This is a genomic window from Streptomyces sp. HUAS ZL42 (assembly GCF_040782645.1).
GTDB lineage: Bacteria > Actinomycetota > Actinomycetes > Streptomycetales > Streptomycetaceae > Streptomyces.
The window spans coordinates 8,898,739-8,914,781 of sequence record NZ_CP160403.1 but is presented as its reverse complement, the minus strand read 5'-3'; the positions used below and the strand labels follow the sequence as shown (position 1 = coordinate 8,914,781).

Annotated in this window: 11 protein-coding genes and 3 pseudogenes; 7 read left to right on the top strand and 7 right to left on the bottom strand. The window is 73.1% G+C overall.

From position 1 onward, the window contains the following. Nucleotides 1-55 precede the first annotated feature (55 nt). Nucleotides 56-1,225 carry a serine hydrolase domain-containing protein gene (locus ABZO29_RS40700; RefSeq protein ID WP_367325220.1) on the top strand — a complete coding sequence of 390 codons (1,170 nt, stop codon included), beginning with the start codon at nt 56-58 and terminating at the stop codon, nt 1,223-1,225. Between the two features lie 130 nt (nt 1,226-1,355). Further along, nucleotides 1,356-2,084, top strand: coding sequence for a GntR family transcriptional regulator (locus tag ABZO29_RS40695; protein WP_367325219.1), 729 nt, complete (start codon nt 1,356-1,358; stop codon nt 2,082-2,084). A 46-nt stretch (nt 2,085-2,130) separates the two neighbouring features. Here the strand turns inward: ABZO29_RS40695 and ABZO29_RS40690 are convergent, their stop codons facing one another. Beyond that, a complete protein-coding gene (locus ABZO29_RS40690) occupies nt 2,131-3,024 on the bottom strand; it encodes an MEDS domain-containing protein (RefSeq protein ID WP_367325218.1) in 894 nt (297 codons plus the stop codon). A gap of 103 nt (nt 3,025-3,127) precedes the next feature. On the opposite strand from ABZO29_RS40690, the gene ABZO29_RS40685 reads away from it, so the two are divergent. Further along, the gene (locus ABZO29_RS40685) at nt 3,128-5,203 is read left to right on the top strand and encodes a hypothetical protein (RefSeq protein WP_367325217.1); all 2,076 of its coding nucleotides are present in this window, start codon (nt 3,128-3,130) and stop codon (nt 5,201-5,203) included. 6 nt (nt 5,204-5,209) lie between these two features. Here ABZO29_RS40685 and ABZO29_RS40680 read toward each other — a convergent pair whose 3' ends face one another. Further along, on the bottom strand, nt 5,210-5,935 hold the full coding sequence (locus ABZO29_RS40680; protein WP_367325216.1) for a class I SAM-dependent methyltransferase: 726 nt from the start codon (nt 5,933-5,935) through the stop codon (nt 5,210-5,212). Between the two features lie 82 nt (nt 5,936-6,017). Here ABZO29_RS40680 and ABZO29_RS40675 point away from each other — a divergent pair, with 82 nt between their 5' ends. After that, nucleotides 6,018-6,416 carry a nuclear transport factor 2 family protein gene (locus ABZO29_RS40675; RefSeq protein ID WP_367325215.1) on the top strand — a complete coding sequence of 133 codons (399 nt, stop codon included), beginning with the start codon at nt 6,018-6,020 and terminating at the stop codon, nt 6,414-6,416. An 84-nt stretch (nt 6,417-6,500) separates the two neighbouring features. On the opposite strand, the gene ABZO29_RS40670 is transcribed toward ABZO29_RS40675, so the two are convergent. Beyond that, nucleotides 6,501-9,284 carry a SpoIIE family protein phosphatase gene (locus ABZO29_RS40670; RefSeq protein WP_367325214.1) on the bottom strand — a complete coding sequence of 928 codons (2,784 nt, stop codon included), beginning with the start codon at nt 9,282-9,284 and terminating at the stop codon, nt 6,501-6,503. 94 nt (nt 9,285-9,378) lie between these two features. Between ABZO29_RS40670 and ABZO29_RS40665 the strand changes: the two genes are divergently transcribed. Continuing rightward, nucleotides 9,379-9,678 (top strand): hypothetical protein, encoded by a 300-nt coding sequence (locus ABZO29_RS40665; protein ID WP_367325213.1) that lies wholly within the window; start codon nt 9,379-9,381, stop codon nt 9,676-9,678. 31 nt (nt 9,679-9,709) lie between these two features. On the opposite strand, the pseudogene ABZO29_RS40660 reads toward ABZO29_RS40665, so the two are convergent. Further along, nucleotides 9,710-9,835 (bottom strand): annotated as a pseudogene (locus ABZO29_RS40660) (TetR/AcrR family transcriptional regulator); the annotation flags it as partial. A gap of 11 nt (nt 9,836-9,846) precedes the next feature. Further along, a pseudogene (locus tag ABZO29_RS40655) lies at nt 9,847-10,614 on the bottom strand (alpha/beta hydrolase). Nucleotides 10,615-11,100: 486 nt separating this feature from the next. Here ABZO29_RS40655 and rho point away from each other — a divergent pair. Continuing rightward, a complete protein-coding gene (rho, locus tag ABZO29_RS40650; RefSeq protein ID WP_367325212.1) occupies nt 11,101-12,243 on the top strand; it encodes a transcription termination factor Rho in 1,143 nt (380 codons plus the stop codon). 107 nt (nt 12,244-12,350) lie between these two features. Next, a pseudogene (locus tag ABZO29_RS40645) lies at nt 12,351-13,358 on the top strand (D-alanyl-D-alanine carboxypeptidase family protein); the annotation flags it as partial. Here ABZO29_RS40645 and ABZO29_RS40640 read toward each other — a convergent pair. Together ABZO29_RS40640 and mptB are read right to left on the bottom strand one after the other, a co-directional pair. Continuing rightward, nucleotides 13,274-14,629 (bottom strand): glycosyltransferase 87 family protein, encoded by a 1,356-nt coding sequence (locus tag ABZO29_RS40640; RefSeq protein WP_367325211.1) that lies wholly within the window; start codon nt 14,627-14,629, stop codon nt 13,274-13,276. The pseudogene ABZO29_RS40645 and the gene ABZO29_RS40640 sit on opposite strands and share 85 nt — an antisense overlap. Beyond that, nucleotides 14,626-16,020, bottom strand: a complete 1,395-nt coding sequence (mptB, locus tag ABZO29_RS40635; RefSeq protein WP_367325210.1) for a polyprenol phosphomannose-dependent alpha 1,6 mannosyltransferase MptB — start codon at nt 16,018-16,020, stop codon at nt 14,626-14,628. The genes ABZO29_RS40640 and mptB overlap by 4 nt, the downstream gene beginning before the upstream one ends. Nucleotides 16,021-16,043: the final 23 nt, after the last annotated feature.

Below are 16,043 nucleotides of genomic sequence, written 5' to 3'. Positions count from 1 at the left end.
GGACGCCCGGGTCGCGGCGTCGCGGTCCGGGGTCCCGGCGGACGACGGAGGGCCCATGTCCGAGCAGCAGAAGCCACACGTTCACGGCCATTGCGACACACGCTTCGCGGCGGTGCGTTCGGCATTCGAGGAGAACTTCCGGGACCGGGCCGAGCTCGGCGCGGCGGTGACCGTCACGGTCGACGGCGAGACGGTGGTCGACCTGTGGGGCGGCTGGGCCGACGCGGCCTGCACCCGGGCCTGGGAGCGGGACACGCTGGTCAACGTCTGGTCGACGTCGAAGGGGCCGGTCGCACTGTGCGCGCATCTCCTCGCGGACCGGGGGCTGCTCGATCTCGACGCCCCGGTGGCCGCGTACTGGCCCGAGTTCGCCGCGGCGGGGAAGGAGAAGGTGCTCGTACGGCATCTGCTGTCGCACCGCGCCGGGCTGTCCGGTCCGCGTGAGCCTCACTCGCTGGAACAGCTCTACGACTGGGAAGTGACGACGCAGCGGCTCGCGGCGACGGAGCCCTGGTGGGAGCCCGGGACGGCGTCCGGGTACCACGCCTTCACCTACGGCTTCCTGGTGGGCGAGGTGGTCCGGCGGGTGTCGGGGTTGTTGCCGGGCGCCTTCCTGGCGCGGGAGGTGACCGGGCCGCTCGGGATCGACTTCACGATCGGGCTGCCGGGGAAGGAGGCGGGCCGCGTCGCCGAGCTGGTGCATCCGCCGGCCGCCTCGACGAGCGAACAGGCGGCGATCTTCAGCCAGTTGACTCCCGCGGCGCTGGCCGCCCTGGCCAATCCGCTGGTGGGCGCGGCCGAGGCCAACACGCCCGAGTGGCGGGCCGCCGAAATCCCCGCCGCGAACGGACACGGCACCGCACGCGCCGTCGCCGCGCTGTACGGGATCTTCGCGGGCAAAGGATCGTACGACGGCACTCGCGTCCTCTCCCCCGAGGCGGCCGAGCGGGTGCGCGAGGGGCAGGGCAGTTGCCGCGATCTGGTGCTGGGCGCCGGGTTCGTGGGCGAGACGGAGATCGGGCTCGGCCTGTGGCTCAGCGGAGCCAACGGCTCGTACGGGCCCAACCCCCGGGCTTTCGGCCACGACGGCTTCGGCGGCTCCTGCGGACTCGCGGACCCGGAGGCCGGGGTGTCCATGGGCTACGTCATGAACCGCATGGGGCCTCATATCGCCGACGACCCGCGGAAGATGGCGCTGATCGACGCCCTGTACAGCGCGTTGTGACGCGCGGTGCGGGCGGTCCGGTTTCGGCCGAACCCGGGCTCCGACCTTCCCTGGTGGTTTAGACCAATGCTAGATGTGGTGGCGCAATGAGCCCGCACGGCTACGGTTTGTCACCAACAGGAGGCGCGGCATGGCCCGCACCACGCCCCATCACGACCAGCCCCGTTACTGGAGGATCGCCACGCAGTTGCTCGACGAGCTGCGCGAGGGCAGCATTCCGCCCGGCGAACGGCTGCCGGGCGAGCGGCAGCTGGCCGGACGCTTCGGGGTCAGCCGGGACACCGTACGGCAGGCGCTGGACGTACTGCGCCGGAGCGGTCTGGTCACCACCGACCGGCGGGGCAGTCATGCCGCTCTGCCCGGCCTGCCGGTCGAGGCCGCTTCCTCCCTCGCCTTCCCGGTCGGCGCCCGGGCCGCGGACCCGTGTGCCGTCGACCGCGCCACGGTCTCCTGGGAGCCGCCCCCGCCGGAGCACGCCGAGGCCCTCGGGCTCGCCCCGCACCGGCCGACCCTGGTGCACCGCTACGAGTCCGCCGACGCCGACGGGCGCGGACGACGTACGGCGGTGACGTCCTTCTCCGCCGTGGCGCTCGCCGAGGTCGAGGAACTGGCCCGCTACCGGGACCGCACCGACCCGGCGGGGTCGGCGCAGTTGCAGCGGGCCTACGACTGGATGCGCAGGGCGGGCCTGACCCTGCATCACCGCGACTCCATCGTCCGGCTCGACGACGCCCCCTCGATGCGGGTCACCCGGCGCGTGCACGACCAGTACGCCCGCCCGCTGGAGATCACCGACCTGGTGGTGGACGCCCGGCTGGAGGCGCTGGTCTACGAGTTCACGCTGCCGGGGACCGGCTGAACCACAGCTGCACCACTGAGCCCGAGGGCCCGTGGGACGAAGCCGGTCACGGTTCGTCTCCACGGAGCTCGATGTGGAGGCCGGGGACTCGGTCCCACCCGGCCACCCGCATCACCCGCTGGACATGGGGGGCCACGCCGGCCAGTTCCAGGGTGCCGCCGGCCGCGTCCAGGCCGAGCGCGGTGAAGACCAGCAGGCGCAGGGCGCCCACGTCGACGAAGTGCAGGTCGCGCAGGTCGAGGCGGATACGCGCGCCGCTCGCGGCACGGGCGCGGGCGCGGGCCGTCTCGGCGTGCAGGGCGCGGGCCACGGCGGTGACGTTGCTGTCGTCGATCTCTCCGGCCAGGGCAAGGCCCGGGGGCGCGAAGGTGCGGGTGACGGTCAGGAGTTCGTCGCGCCAGACATGGTCGGCGCCCACCCGGCCGTGGTGCAGTCCGTCGAGCGGGGCCAGTTCGTCCTCGGCGAAGAGCCGGCGGTCGTACTGGCAGATGCCGAGCACGGGCAGCGAGGCGAACACGGGGTCCAGGAGCAGTTCGCTGTCGTGCAGCATTTTCAGGCCGTTTCCGGCCTGGGAGCGCAGGATCTCCGTGCACACCCTCAGGCCGAGGAAGCCGTCGCCGACCGCGCGCCGGACCTCGCGGCGGATCACCTCGTCCAGGTCCCACAGCCCCTCGGGGACGGCCAGGTGCGGATCGACGGACAGCCTGCCGGCCGCGACCTCCTCGTCGACACGGCAGCCGTGGGCCTCCAGGAAGGACAGTGCCACGCCCGCCGGGATGTCCGCGGGCGGCAGCAGGAGCCCGCGGTGGCCGCTGACCAGGCCGTCGAGCAGGAACGCGGCGAGCACGGTCTCGCGCTCCTCGTCCGTGTCGTAGCCGAGGAGCAGGTGGTCGCCGTGGCGCATCTGTCCCACGGTTCTCAGGGCGGGTACGACGGTCATCCTCGCACCTCCCACGGTGGCGGGCCGCTTCCACGCTACGCCGGAAACGGGACTCCCGTGAGGGGTTAGGGTGGCCGCCATCGGTTCCGGTGGGAGGGGGACGATGGCTGCGTCGGTGCACGGCGGCAGGACCGGCAATCTCCCGGCCGAGTCGAACGCCTTCGTCGGCCGCCGGCTTGAACTGAGCCGCATCGAGGGGCTGTTGGGGACCGCGCGACTGGTGACGCTGACGGGGCCCGGGGGCGTCGGCAAGTCGCGTCTGGCGCTGCGCGCCGCGGACGCGGCGAAGGGCGGCTTCCCGGGCGGGACCTGGCTGGTGGACCTGTCGGAGCTCAGGGACGCGGACCTGCTGACCAACGCGGTGGCCCAGGCGACCCGGCTGGCCGAGCAGACCCTGCGTCCGCTGCTGGATGCGGTCTGCGAGCATCTCGCGGGGGCGCCGCTGCTGCTGGTGCTCGACACCTGCGAACACGTCCTGGACGAGTGCGCCCGCATTGTGCAGGAACTCCTCGGCCGTGTTCCGGAGTTGCGGGTGCTGGCGACCAGCCGGCAGCCGCTGGGCGTGGCGGGCGAGCATCTGCTGACGGTGGGGCCGCTGCCGCTGGGTGAACGCGACGACGCGGTGGCGCTGTTCGCGGCGCGGGCCGTGGCCGCGGTGCCGTCGTTCGTCCTGAGCGACGACAACCGGGCCCGCGTGGCGGCGGTCTGCGACCGCCTCGACGGGATCCCGCTGGCGCTCGAGCTGGCGGCCGTGCGGCTGCGCGGATTCCCCCTCGACCGGCTCCTCGAGGGACTCGACTCCCGCTTCGACCTGCTCGTCTCGCCCGCCCGTCCGCGCCCGGCCCGGCATCAGACGCTGCGGACCGCGATCGGCTGGAGCCATGAACTGTGCACTCCGCTGGAGCGGCTGCTGTGGGCCCGGCTGTCGGTGTTCGCCGGCGGCTGGGACCTCGAGGCCGCCGAGTTCGTCTGCCACGGCGGGCCGTTGGACCCCGAGGACATCCTGACGCTCCTCGCCTCACTCACCGAGAAGTCCATCGTGACCCGGGAGGGCGAGGAGACGGCGGTGCGCTACCGGATGCTCGACACGGTCCGCTCGTTCGGCGCGGAGTGGCTGACGGGGCTGGGCGAGCGGGAAGCGGTGGCGCGCCGCCACCGGGACTATTTCCGCTGGATCGCACGCCAGGGCGAGGCCGAGTGGCTGGGGCCGGGGCAGCGGATGTGGTCCGAGCGACTGACCGCGGACCACGCGAACCTGCGGCTGGCGATGGAGGCGTGCCTGGCGGCGCCCGAGCCCGAGACGGCGCTCGAACTCGCGGGAACTCTTTGGTACTTCTGGTTCGCCTGCGGCTTCGCCGAGGAGGGCCGCGGCTATCTGGAACGGGCCCTGGAGCGCGCCCCCGACGGCAGCGGGCCCGAGCACTCCCTCGCGGTCTGGGCACACCGCCTGGTCACCGTCGTACCGGATGACCTGGAGGCCGCCGAGTCGGTGAGCGCCGCCTATGTGTGGCTCGCCGAGGAGCGCCGACTGCCGGTGCCCGCACTGCCGTTGACGGGGGCGAGCCTGGCCGTGCGGGGCGAATCGGCCCGCTCTGCGCTGCTGTACGGCAGTGGCGCACAGGCGCCCGCCGGGGACGGCGGCGCCGAGTTCTTCCAACTGCTGACGCTCGCTCTCCAGGCGTATCTGCTGGCGAGCCAGGCCGCGTTCGAGCGGTGTGCGGCGGTCGCCGAGCGACTGCGCGCGGACTGTGCCAAGCGCGGTGAGCTGTGGATGCGGGCCTGGGGCGATTTCTTCGTCGCGCTGTCGGGGATCGGCCTGGGCCGTGCGGACGAGGCGGTGGGGTCGGCGCGCGAGGCACTGGCCGCGAAGTGGCGGGTGCACGACCGGCTCGGTGCGGCGGCGGTCGCCGATCTGCTGGTCGCCGCTCAGGCCACGCGCGGGGAGCCGGAGCTGGCCGCGCGTCTGCTCGGCGTCAGTGGTCGCCTGTGGCACACGGCGGGCCTGCCGCAGCTCGGGAGCGCCGGGACGACGGTCTTCCGCCGCGAGTACGAGCGCAGGCTGCGCGCCCTGCTCGGCGACGCGCGCTTCGCCACGGCGGTCCGCGAGGGCCGGGAACTCGACCCGGACGCGGCGGTCACCCTCGCGCTCGGAGGTGCCCGGGCCGAGGAGGAGATCTGAGGCTGCTCAGTCGGACCGCCGTGCCGCGACCATGCGGACGCGTGGGCTTCCGTCGCGCCGTCGCCCGAACTCGGGCAGCGCGTGGAGGTCCACACGGAACCCGGCGCGCTCCAGCTCCCGCCGTACGTCCCCGAGCCGGAACGCCCGGTAGTACATGACGAACGGCGGGCGCCAGACGGCGTTGCGCACTCGCATCACCGTGTCGAAGCCGAACAGCATCCAGAACGCCGGGGACGACGGCCGGGGCGGCGCGAGGACGGGGAACGCGAAGATTCCGCCCGGCCGCAGCACGGAGTGGACCTGGGCGAAGAGCCCCGGCAGCTCACGGGGCAGAAAGTGGCCGAACGCCCCGAAGCTCACCACCAGGTCGAAGGCCGGCCCGAAGGGCAGGGCACGGGCGTCCGCACGCACCCAGGCGGCACGCGGCCCGGTGACCCGCGTGCCCCCACGGGCGACATCCAGCATTCCGGCACTGAAGTCGACCCCGGTGACGCTCCTCCGGCACACCCGCGCCAGCACGTCCATACCGGCGCCCGTCCCGCAGCAGAGGTCGAGGCCGTCGTCGTAGGGCCCCGTCCGCTCCAGCTCGGAGGCGACGGCGTCGAGCACCGAAGCAGGCGTCCGGAACGGCGTGTGGTCGAACTTCGGGGCGAGCAGGTCGTAGCCGCGCTCGACGGACGACAGCGCCTGAACGGCGAGTTCGCGCAGGCTGGGGCCTTCGGGGCTGAACACCCGGCCAGCCTAGTGGACACCTGAGCCACAGCTGATTACTCTCATCCTTACCTACTCAACTAATTGACTATGAGGTGATCCGATGCGCGCGTTCCGCGAGGCGGTCGAGGCCGGGGATCTGGACGCCGTGGAGGCCCTGCTGGCGGAGGACGTCGTCTTCACCAGCCCGGTCGTGTTCAAGCCGTACCCCGGCAAGGCGATCACCGCGGCGATCCTGCGCGCCGTCGCGCAGGTCTTCGAGGACTTCCGGTACGAGCGTGAACTCGCCGGCGGCGACGGCCGCGACCACGCGCTGGTGTTCACGGCGCGAGTGGGTGACCGCGAACTTTCGGGCTGCGACTTCATACACCTCGACGAGGAGGGCCTGATCGACGAACTGACCGTCATGGTGCGCCCGTTGTCGGGTGCGCAGGCCCTGGCGGCCGCCATGGGCGCACGGTTCGAGCAGATCGCGAAGGAGGCGGAGGCACGGTCCGCCTGAGCACCGCGCCTGCGCGTCGTCCGTCGATTCACGTGTCCATGACGCCGCAGGGCCACGCGGGCACCGTGGACGGTGGGTGCCTGTCTACGGCAGGTGCTGCTCCGCCCAGATGATCTTCCCGTCGGCTGTGTAGCGCGTCCCCCAGCGCTCGGTGAGCTGGGCGACCAGGAAGAGGCCGCGCCCCCCTTCGTCCTCGGAACGGGCGCGGCGCAGCCGGGGCGAGGTGCTGCTGCCGTCGGAGACCTCGCAGATCAGGGCGCGGTCGCGGAGCAGGCGCAGCTGGAGCGGGCCGGTCGCCTGCCGGATGGCGTTCGTCACCAGCTCGCTGGCGACGAGTTCGGTGGTGAAGGCCAGTTCGTCCAGGCCCCACGCGGCGAGCTGTTCGGTGACGGCCGCCCGGGACCGGGAGACGACCGCCGGATCGCTGGGCAGGTCCCACTGGGCGACCTGATCGGCACCGAGGGCGTGCGTGCGGGCGACCAGAAGGGCCACGTCGTCGCTGGGCCGGGCAGGGAGCAGCGCGTCGAGCACCGCCTCGCAGGTGTCCTCCGGCGCCCGGTCGGCGTGGGCCAGGACGGCCCGCAGCTTGGCCAGGCCGGAGTCGATGTCCCGATGCCGGTCCTCGATCAGGCCGTCGGTGTAGAGCACCAGCTGGCTGCTTTCGGCGAGCTCGAGCTCGGCGGTCTCGAAGGGCATCCCGCCGAGGCCCAGCGGTGGCCCCGTGGGCAGGTCGACGAACTCGACGCTGCCGTCGGGTGCGACGACCGCGGGCAGAGGGTGCCCGGCGCGGGTGAGGGTGCAGCGCCGGGACACCGGATCGTAGACGGCGTAGAGGCAGGTGGCTCCGACGATGCCGGAGTCGGGAGCGTTCTCCGCCTCCCAGCCCTCGCCGCGGTCGAGCCGTCCGACCAGGTCGTCGAGGTGGGTGAGCAGGTCGTCGGGCGGCAGGTCGAGGGAGCAGAAGTTGTGCACGGCGGTGCGCAGACGGCCCATGGTGGCCGCGGCGTGCAGTCCGTGGCCGACGACGTCGCCGACGACCAGCGCCACCCGGGCGCCGGACAGCGGGATGACGTCGAACCAGTCGCCGCCCACCCCGGCCTGCGCGGGCAGATAGCGGTAGGCGATCTCGACGGCGCTCTGTTCGGGCCGGCCGCGTGGCAGCAGGCTGCGCTGCAGGGCGAGGGCGGTGTTGTGCTCGCGCGTGTAGAGGCGGGCGTTGTCGATGCAGATCGCCGCGCGGGCCGCCAGCTCCTGGGCCAGGGAGAGGTCGTCGTCCTCGAAGGGGGCGGGCTTGTCGGAGCGGTAGAAACTCACCACGCCGAGGGTGACGCCGCGTGCCCGCAGCGGCACGGTGATCAGGGAGTGGATGCCGGTCGCCAGCGCCCGTTCGAGCCGTGCCGGGTCCTGGGCGAGCCATCCGCCGGCTTCGGCGAGGACGGGCTCCAGCACGGACTGCCTGCACTCCAGGCTGCGGGCCTGCGGCGTGGACGGGACGTACCGCACCGAGTCGCCGACGCCGTGCAGATGGGAGTCCTCGCGTACGGCGCCCAGGGCGACCCGGCGCAGCGGCGTGGCGGCGCCGAGCTGCCCCGGCTCGTCTCCGCGCAGCACGGAGTCGGGCAGGTCGACCGCCGTGAAGTCGGCGAACCGGGGGACTGCCACCGCCGCCAGCTCCTCGGCGGTGCGGGTGACGTCCAGGGTGGTGCCGATCCGGACGCCGGCGTCGTGCAGCAGTTCCAGGCGCCCGCGGGCCAGGACGGCCAGCCGGCCGACGCCGGTCTCACCGACGAGCAACGGCCAGCCGCCCGCGCCGTCGTCCCCATCGGGCGGTTCGGCCGCCCGCGGGAGCGTCACGGCGGGCAGGGTCACCGACGCCGACTCGGCCTGTACGGCTGCGGAGCCCACTTCCCCGGCCGGTGCGTCCTGCGCGGTCGGCCGGGTATGGCGCACTCGCGGTCCGCCGAGGACACGGGCCTCGACGACCACACCCGTCTCGCCCGCCGCACCCATGACGGGGCGGCGCAGCAGGGTGGCGATCCGGCCTCCGGAGAGGGTGACTTCCTCCATGGTGCGCTGTGGGGAGGCGATGAGTTCCTCGGCCCGCTCGCGCAGCACGGCCAGATCGATCGGGCCGAGGTCACCGCAGTCCTGGCCCGGCACCGAGAACGCGGGCTGCCGCGGCCAGCCGCCCGTGCGGCGGCCCGCCCGCCGGTACGCGGCGAGCAGGGCCCGCTCGCGTTCCGTGGCCTGCTCGAGCAGGCGCGCCTCGATGGCGTGGGCGGCCTCGCGGACCATCCGCAGCATGGCGGGGTCGCCGTCGTCGCGCAGGCAGGTGAGGTCGAGGACGGCCTCGATGCGTCCGCTGAGCGGGTCGCGGACGGGTGCGCCCGCGCAGGCGAAGGGCTGCAGACAGTCGGCGAAGTGCTCTCGGCCGACGACGAGGAACGGCCGACGCTCGGCCAGGGCGGTGCCCACGCCGTTGGTGCCCACGACGGGTTCGGAGGCGTCGAAGCCGGGGGCGAACGACACCTCGTCGAGGAGCTCGCACAGGTGGCGGTCACCGCCGAGCCGCTGGATCATGCGGGCCTGCCCGTCGCAGAGCACGACCGTCATGCTCATCTCTGCCAGCGAGGCGGCCAGCTCCGTCAGGACCGGGTCGGCCGCGCGCAGGAACCGCTCCTCGAGCGCCACATCGGGGGCGTAGGAAACCAGCAGCCGGTGCGGTTCGAGCCCCGCGGACCGGCATCGCTTCCAGGAGTCGAGCACCCCGTCCCGGACGTCCGCGTCGACCCGCGCACCGGCCAGGAAACGTTGGTGGGCATCGACGAGCCCACCGATGTCGTCCCAGGCGACGGACAACGGGATCACTTCCCTCACCTGGAGCCGGCGCGGTCGCGCGCCGCCGCTCGGCTCGCCGCCCGGCGCATGGCTCCAAGCGACTTCACCCTAGACCCTCTGTGACTTGGATCACAACATCGAGCCCACAGTGGCACGAGTTGCCCACGCGGACGCGGTCTGCACGCTCGACTCGCCGAAAGAGGTGGTGGTGACGGGCGGCACGGCGATCCAGAACTGTCCGGCGGCCATCGGCAGCAGCGGGGCGGCGGGGCCCGGCCACGCGCTACGACACAACATCCAACAGCCACATGGCGAGCTACGCGGATCGATCATCTGGATGCGCAACCTCAACTGGGGCCGCGGTGTCGGCGCCCGACTGGCAAGCCGGACGCCGACACTTCGATCCTGCCGGGCGCGCCCGTGACCGTGGAGGATCTGCGCCGGCCCTGCCCGATGCGGTCGTTTACGAGGCAGCCGGTACCGGCCGGGGGCCGGCTGAGCTGGGCGACGACGATCGTCAGGTCGCCGACGCCGACGTCGGGGCGGAGCTGACCGGTCGCCTTGGCGCGGGCCATGACGTCCTCGGCTCACGTCAGGCCGACGACGTGACCGCCCGGCCGAGGTGCCGGGCGAAGAACCGGACCGCGGTGTCGGCCTCGAACCTGGGCAGCTCCTTGTGCCTGCCCGCGTTGGCGTGCAGCGTCTTCTCCTTCGAGGCGAAGGCGCCGAACAGCGCCACACCCTCCTCGCGCGAGATGTGCTCGTCGTCCCACTGCATGTCGAACTCGATCGGGATGGAGATCTGCTTCGCCTTCTCGGCCAGGACATCGGCCAGTGCTGACCGAAGACCGCGGCGGTGATCCTGGGTTCGATCGCCACGAACGGTACGCCGATCGCGGTGCCCATGTTGATGCCCCAGAAGCCGACCGGCCCATCGGTGCCGATCTCCGGGAGTTCCTGGAGGGCGTCCAGGGTCGCCCGGTACTCGGGCACGGCGAGCCCCGCCAAGGTGGTCGTTGTAGCGCACGACGATCGGGCCTTCCGGCTCGCCCGCCGCCCTCGCCCGGAACAGCTCGGCGATTTCCGCCTCGTCGTGCGCCGTGCGCGGCCGGTCGCCGTGACCGGGCGCGTCGATGACGGCGACATGGAAGCCGCAGCCGGTCACGAGGCGCTGGGCGCGGCCGGACATCGCCGGGTGCTTCTTGTGGTTGCCGCCGCCGTGGGCCATCAGGATCAGGGGCGCGCGATCGGCCGCATTGGAGGCCGGCGACCAGAGGACGCCGGGGACGCCGGCCACGGTGAAGTCGCGTTCGAGCATGCCGTCCGACGACGACTCGGCGGTGAACTGCAGAGAGTGCACAGGTGTTGCCTTTCGGGAGTGCCTTGTTGTCGAGGCGCTCCCGGCGACACCTATGTCGATCGCCGGCCGGGACGGCAGAGGGGGAGCACCCACATGGATACAGCGTTCATGGGTCTCACCTCCTCGGGCGGTGTCACGGTCGACCGGAAGCCATCAGAACGATCATTCGTCCCTCCAGCCCTATTCCCCGCCACGTGATCAGAACTCCTCCGGACAGCGGTGTGTTGTGGGTGCTACAGTGCGAACAGCACCTGTGTACGCCCCATTGAGGGCGCCGGTGCCAGTTCCTCTTCAGTCCGCTGACTCCCCGCCGCTGTCCGGCGGGAGCATCAGCTCTCCAGTACACACCTCGTGAGCAGTGCGTTTCCGCCGTACCCGAGGTGTTGTTCCCCGCCGCCCGGAGGCATGTCCATGCGCCTCCCCCTCGCGGCTTCTCCCCTTCCCACGCATGTCTTGCGCCTTCCGTCCGTGAAAGGACCCCCACTCATGACCACCACACTCGAACTCACTGCCGTACAGCAGCAGTCCCCGGCCCAACTCGTCACCGGTGTCCTCGACATCGACGGGAACGGGAAGGGCCACCTGCGTGCCGAGAGCTGCCTGCCCTCGCCCGCCGACCCGCACGTCTCCCCCGCGCTGATCCGCAGGTACGGCCTGCGCAAGGGCGACCTCGTAGAGGGCCCGCGCGGCGGCCGGGGCGCGCTCAGCGAGGTCGAGCGCGTCAACGGCCGTACGCCCGACGAACTGCGCGGCCGACGCCACTTCCGCGACCTCACCCCGCTGCACCCGCGCGAGCGGCTCAGCCTGGAACACCCCGCCGCCGGGCTCACCGGACGCGTCACCGACCTGATCGCCCCTGTCGGCAAGGGGCAGCGCGGGCTGATCGTCGCGCCGCCCAAGACCGGCAAGACCGTCCTCCTCCAGCAGATCGCGGCCGCCGTCGCCGGCAACCACCCGGAGTGCCGCCTGATGGTGGTGCTGGTCGACGAACGCCCCGAGGAAGTAACCGACATGCGCCGCTCCGTGCGCGGCGAGGTGTACGCCTCGACCTTCGACCGGGCGCCCAAGCAGCACATCGCGCTCGCCGAGCTCGTGATCGAGCGGGCCAAGCGGCTCGTCGAGGAAGGCGAGGACGTCGTCGTCCTGCTCGACTCAATCACCCGGCTGTGCCGGGCCCACAACAACGCGGCCGCCGCCGGTGGCCGTACCCTCAGCGGCGGTGTGGACGCGGCCGCGCTGCACGGTCCCAAGCGGCTCTTCGGAGCGGCCCGCCTGGCCGAGGAGGGCGGCTCGCTCACCATCCTCGCCACCGCCCTGGTGGAAACCGGCTCCCGCGCCGACGACTTCTTCTTCGAGGAACTCAAGAGCACCGGCAACATGGAGCTGCGCCTCAACCGCGAGCTCGCCTCCCGCCGGCTGTTCCCGGCCGTCGACATCAACCCGTCCGGCACCCGACGCGAGGAACTCATGTTGCCCCCGGCCGAGTTGACGGCCGTACGCGGTCTGCGCCGGGTCCTGCAGTCCCGCGACGGGCAGGCCAATCTGGAAACCCTGCTGGAACGGATGCGCGAGACTCCCGACAACGCGACGTTCCTGCGCCGGATCCAGCCGACCCTGCCCGCCGGCTGACGGACCGCAACCGGCTCGACCGCACGACGTGCGGCATCCGGGTGCTCGCGCGCGCCGCTCGGCACGGGCAGCACGGGGATGGACAGGTTCATTCCTACGTTGATCACATGAAGATCGGATTCCCTTCCCGGCCTGTCATGTGCGCCGGTGCGCTCTGCGCGGCCGGCGCCCTGGCCCTCATGCCCGCCGCGGCGGCCGCCAGGACCGGCACAGACTCCGGTGTGTCCGGTGCGGCGACCACGGCGACGCCTCCCGGGCCGGCGCTGCTCCACCGCCCCGGCATCCAGGTGCGGCCGCACGCCGGCGCCCCCGAGGTGCCGGAGCTCTCGGCCCTGTCCTGGCTCGTGGCCGACGCACGCACCGGCGAGGTGCTCGCCGCGTACCACGCGCACCGCAGGCTGCCGCCCGCCAGCACGCTCAAGACGCTGTTCGCGCTCACCGTGCTCCCGGCCCTGCCCGGGGGCATCCGGCACACGGTCCACAAGCGGGATCTGGCGGGCATCGGCCAGGGCAGCAGCCTCGTGGGGGTCAAGGAGGGGGACACCTACCGGGTCAGCGATCTGTGGCACGGCGTTTTCCTCAACTCCGGAAACGACGCCGTGCACGTGCTCGCCGCGCTCAACGGCGGCTGGCGCACGACGGCCGCGCAGATGCAGGTCAAGGCCCGTTCCCTCGGTGCCCGCGACACGCACGTGCGCTCCCCCGACGGCTACGACGCGCCGGGCCAGGTGTCGTCGGCGTACGACCTGGCGGTGTTCGGCCGGGCGGGGCTGCGCAACGCGGACTTCGCGCGGTACTGCGGCACGATCGAGGCCCGCTTCCCGAACGGGGCCGGAGGGTCGTACGAGATCCGGAACACCAACCGGCTGCTGTCGGGTGCCGACGGTGTCGAGCCGTATCCGGGCCTGATCGGCGTCAAGAACGGCTACACCAGCAACGCGGGCAACACGCTCGTCGCCGCCGCCCGCCGGAGCGGGCGCACGCTCGTCGTGACGGTGATGAACCCTCAGGCGGGCGGTGGGTTCGCCGTCTACGAGGAGGCGCGCGAACTGCTCGACTGGGGGTTCGAGGCCGCCGGCCGGGTCGACCCTGTGGGCTCGCTGGACGCGCTGCGGGCCGACCCGCCGCCGGGCCCCGCCGCGCTGCCCGCAGCGGCGTCCCTGGCGCCGCGCGGCGGCGGTCCCGGCTGGCCGGAGGCTGCGTTGATCGCGGCCGCCGGCGCTCTCGGCGCGGGAGCCGCGGCGCTGATCGTGGGATTCAGGCTCCGCCGCGCGGGCGAGAGCTGCCCCGACGGCAGCCAGAGCAGCAGTCCCAAGGTGATCCAGGCGTAGGTGTTGCTGCCGATGAATCCGTCGACGCCGGACGCGTCGTGGAACCACAGCCACACCACGCTGGTGCACATCACCGCGTACAAGGCACCCGCGACCCGCGGGTACCCGGTCCGCAGCAGGACGGCGAAGGACGGGAGCAGCCAGACGAGGTGGTGCACCCAGGTGATCGGGCTGACCAGACAGGCCGTCAGGCCGGTGAGGGCGAAGGCCGCCTGCCAGTCCCCGGCCGCCACCGCCCGATGCGCCCGCGCGGCCCACACGCACAGCACCGACAGCGCCACCACCGCCCACACTTCACGGCTGTGCACATCCAGCCGGGCCAGGACGCCCTGCAACGACTGGTTCGACACGTAGTCGAGACGGCCCACCCGGGTCGTGTCCCACATCGCCTCGGTCCAGTAGAAGCGGGAGGCGCCGGGCGCGGCCCATGCCGCGAGCGCCGTGGCCCCCACCGCGACCGCCGTGGCGACGGCGGCGGCGCGCCACCGCCGGGCCACCAGCAACAGACCGATGAACAGCGCGGGCGTCAGTTTGACCGCGGCCGCGAGTCCGATACCGGCGCCCGCCCAGCGGCCCCGTCCGGTGGCGAGGAGCCGGCCGTCGAGGAGGACCAGTGCCAGCAGCAGCAGGTTGACCTGGCCGAAACTGAGGGTGTCCCGGAGCGGCTCGAACAGGGCCAGGACACAGGCGGCCAGGGCGCAGCCGTACCAGCCGTAGCGCCGCCACGCCCGTCCGGCGAGGAGGCGCAGCACCACGGCCAGGGCCACCAGGTTGAGGAGCAGGGCGACCGTGATCGCGCCGCGCAGACTCAGCAGTGCCATCGGCAGCATCGCGACCGCCGCGAAGGGCGGGTAGGTGAAGCCGTACGGCGTGCCCGGCACCCGGTAGTCGTAGATCCGTCCGCCGTGGTGGATCCACGTGTCGATCGTGCCGTAGTAGACGCGCAGGTCGAACCAGTCCCGCAGCAGCGGCACCGTGGCGGTGAAGGCGGTCACGGCCGCGGCCAGGCCCAGGACGAGGAGGAGCCGGCCGCGGTCGGTGCGGGGCGGTCTCATGCCGTACGTCCCAACGCCGGGGCCTGCGCCACCTGGTGGGCCTGCCACAGGACGACCACGGCGAGCACACCGCCGGAGACGGCCAGGACCAACTGGCCGACGTCCGCGGGACCGCCGCTCGGCAGGACGGCGAGCGCCAGCACCCCCGTCAGCGCCGCGACCCGGTGCCGTACCGACGTGCTGGGAGCCGCCGCGGCTATGAGGAACAGCCCCCACAGGGCGTACCAGGGCCGGATCGCCGGGCCGAAGGCGGCGACGGTGGCCAGGCTCAGGCCCAGCGCGTACACCGGGTGCGGGCGCAGCCGCCACCATATGGCGAGGACCAGGACCACCGTGAGCACGAGACCGAGCGCGTGCCAGACCGGGACGGCCAGCGGCGCCAGATCGCTGCCGAGCCGCTCGAGCAGGGCGCCGGTGGCCCGGCCCAGCAGGCTGGTGAGCGCCCAGTTGTGGGCGGAGACGGGGGTGTCCAGGGCGGCTATCCAGCCGTATCCCGTGCCCGCGACGGCCGTCGCGGCGACCGTGGTGGCGCCGGCTGCGGCCGCCGTCGTCAGGACGGCCTTCGCCGGCCGGCGCCCCGCGCGCACCTGGAGGACCACGACCGCGGCGAGGCCCAGTGCGGCGGGTGCCTTGACCAGGGCGGCGAGCGTGACCAGGACGGCGCCCAGCACCGGCCACCGGCCGAGCGCGGCGACCAGCCCGGCGCCCAGCAGGCCGAGCATGATCGCGTCGTTGTGGGCGCCCGCGACCAGGTGCAGCAGCACCAGCGGGTTCAGCGCGCCCAGCCAGAGCGCGGCGGCCGGGTCGGCGCCACTGTGCCGGGCGAGGCGGGGCAGCGCGGCGGCCATCAGGGCCACGCCCAGCAGCGCGAGCAGACGCATTCCCAGCAGGCCGGCGGGGAGTTGACCACGGGTCAGACCGGACAGCACGGACGCGGCCCCGAGGAACACCGGGCCGTACGGCGCCCCGGTGTGCCGCCACAACGGGGCGACCTCCTCCGCGAGCGGGCCGCCGAGCCGGGCCGGCCCGTGCGCGTAGACGTCGATGTGCGCGTCGACCATGGCGCCCTGGGCCAGGTAACTGTAGACGTCCCGGCTGAACAGCGGAGGCGCGACGATCAGCGGGATCGCCCACAGCACCAGGACCAGCAGCAGGGCGCGCGGGGTCGGCGGATCGGCGCCGTGCACCAGGCGGCCGAGCAGCGCCCACGCCGCTATCAGCAGGACGACGCCGAAGTAGACGCCGACCAGGCCGAGGGCGGCGCGGGGCGAGGAGGGGGCCAGGAGTTCCCGGGCGGGCAGGGCGCCGGCGGTCTCACCACCCAGCGCGAGAAAGGCGGTGCCGGCCAGGCCCAGCACCTGGCAGCGGCGGAGATCGACGGGGAAAGCCATGGCCAACACTCGGTCAGCGTGGC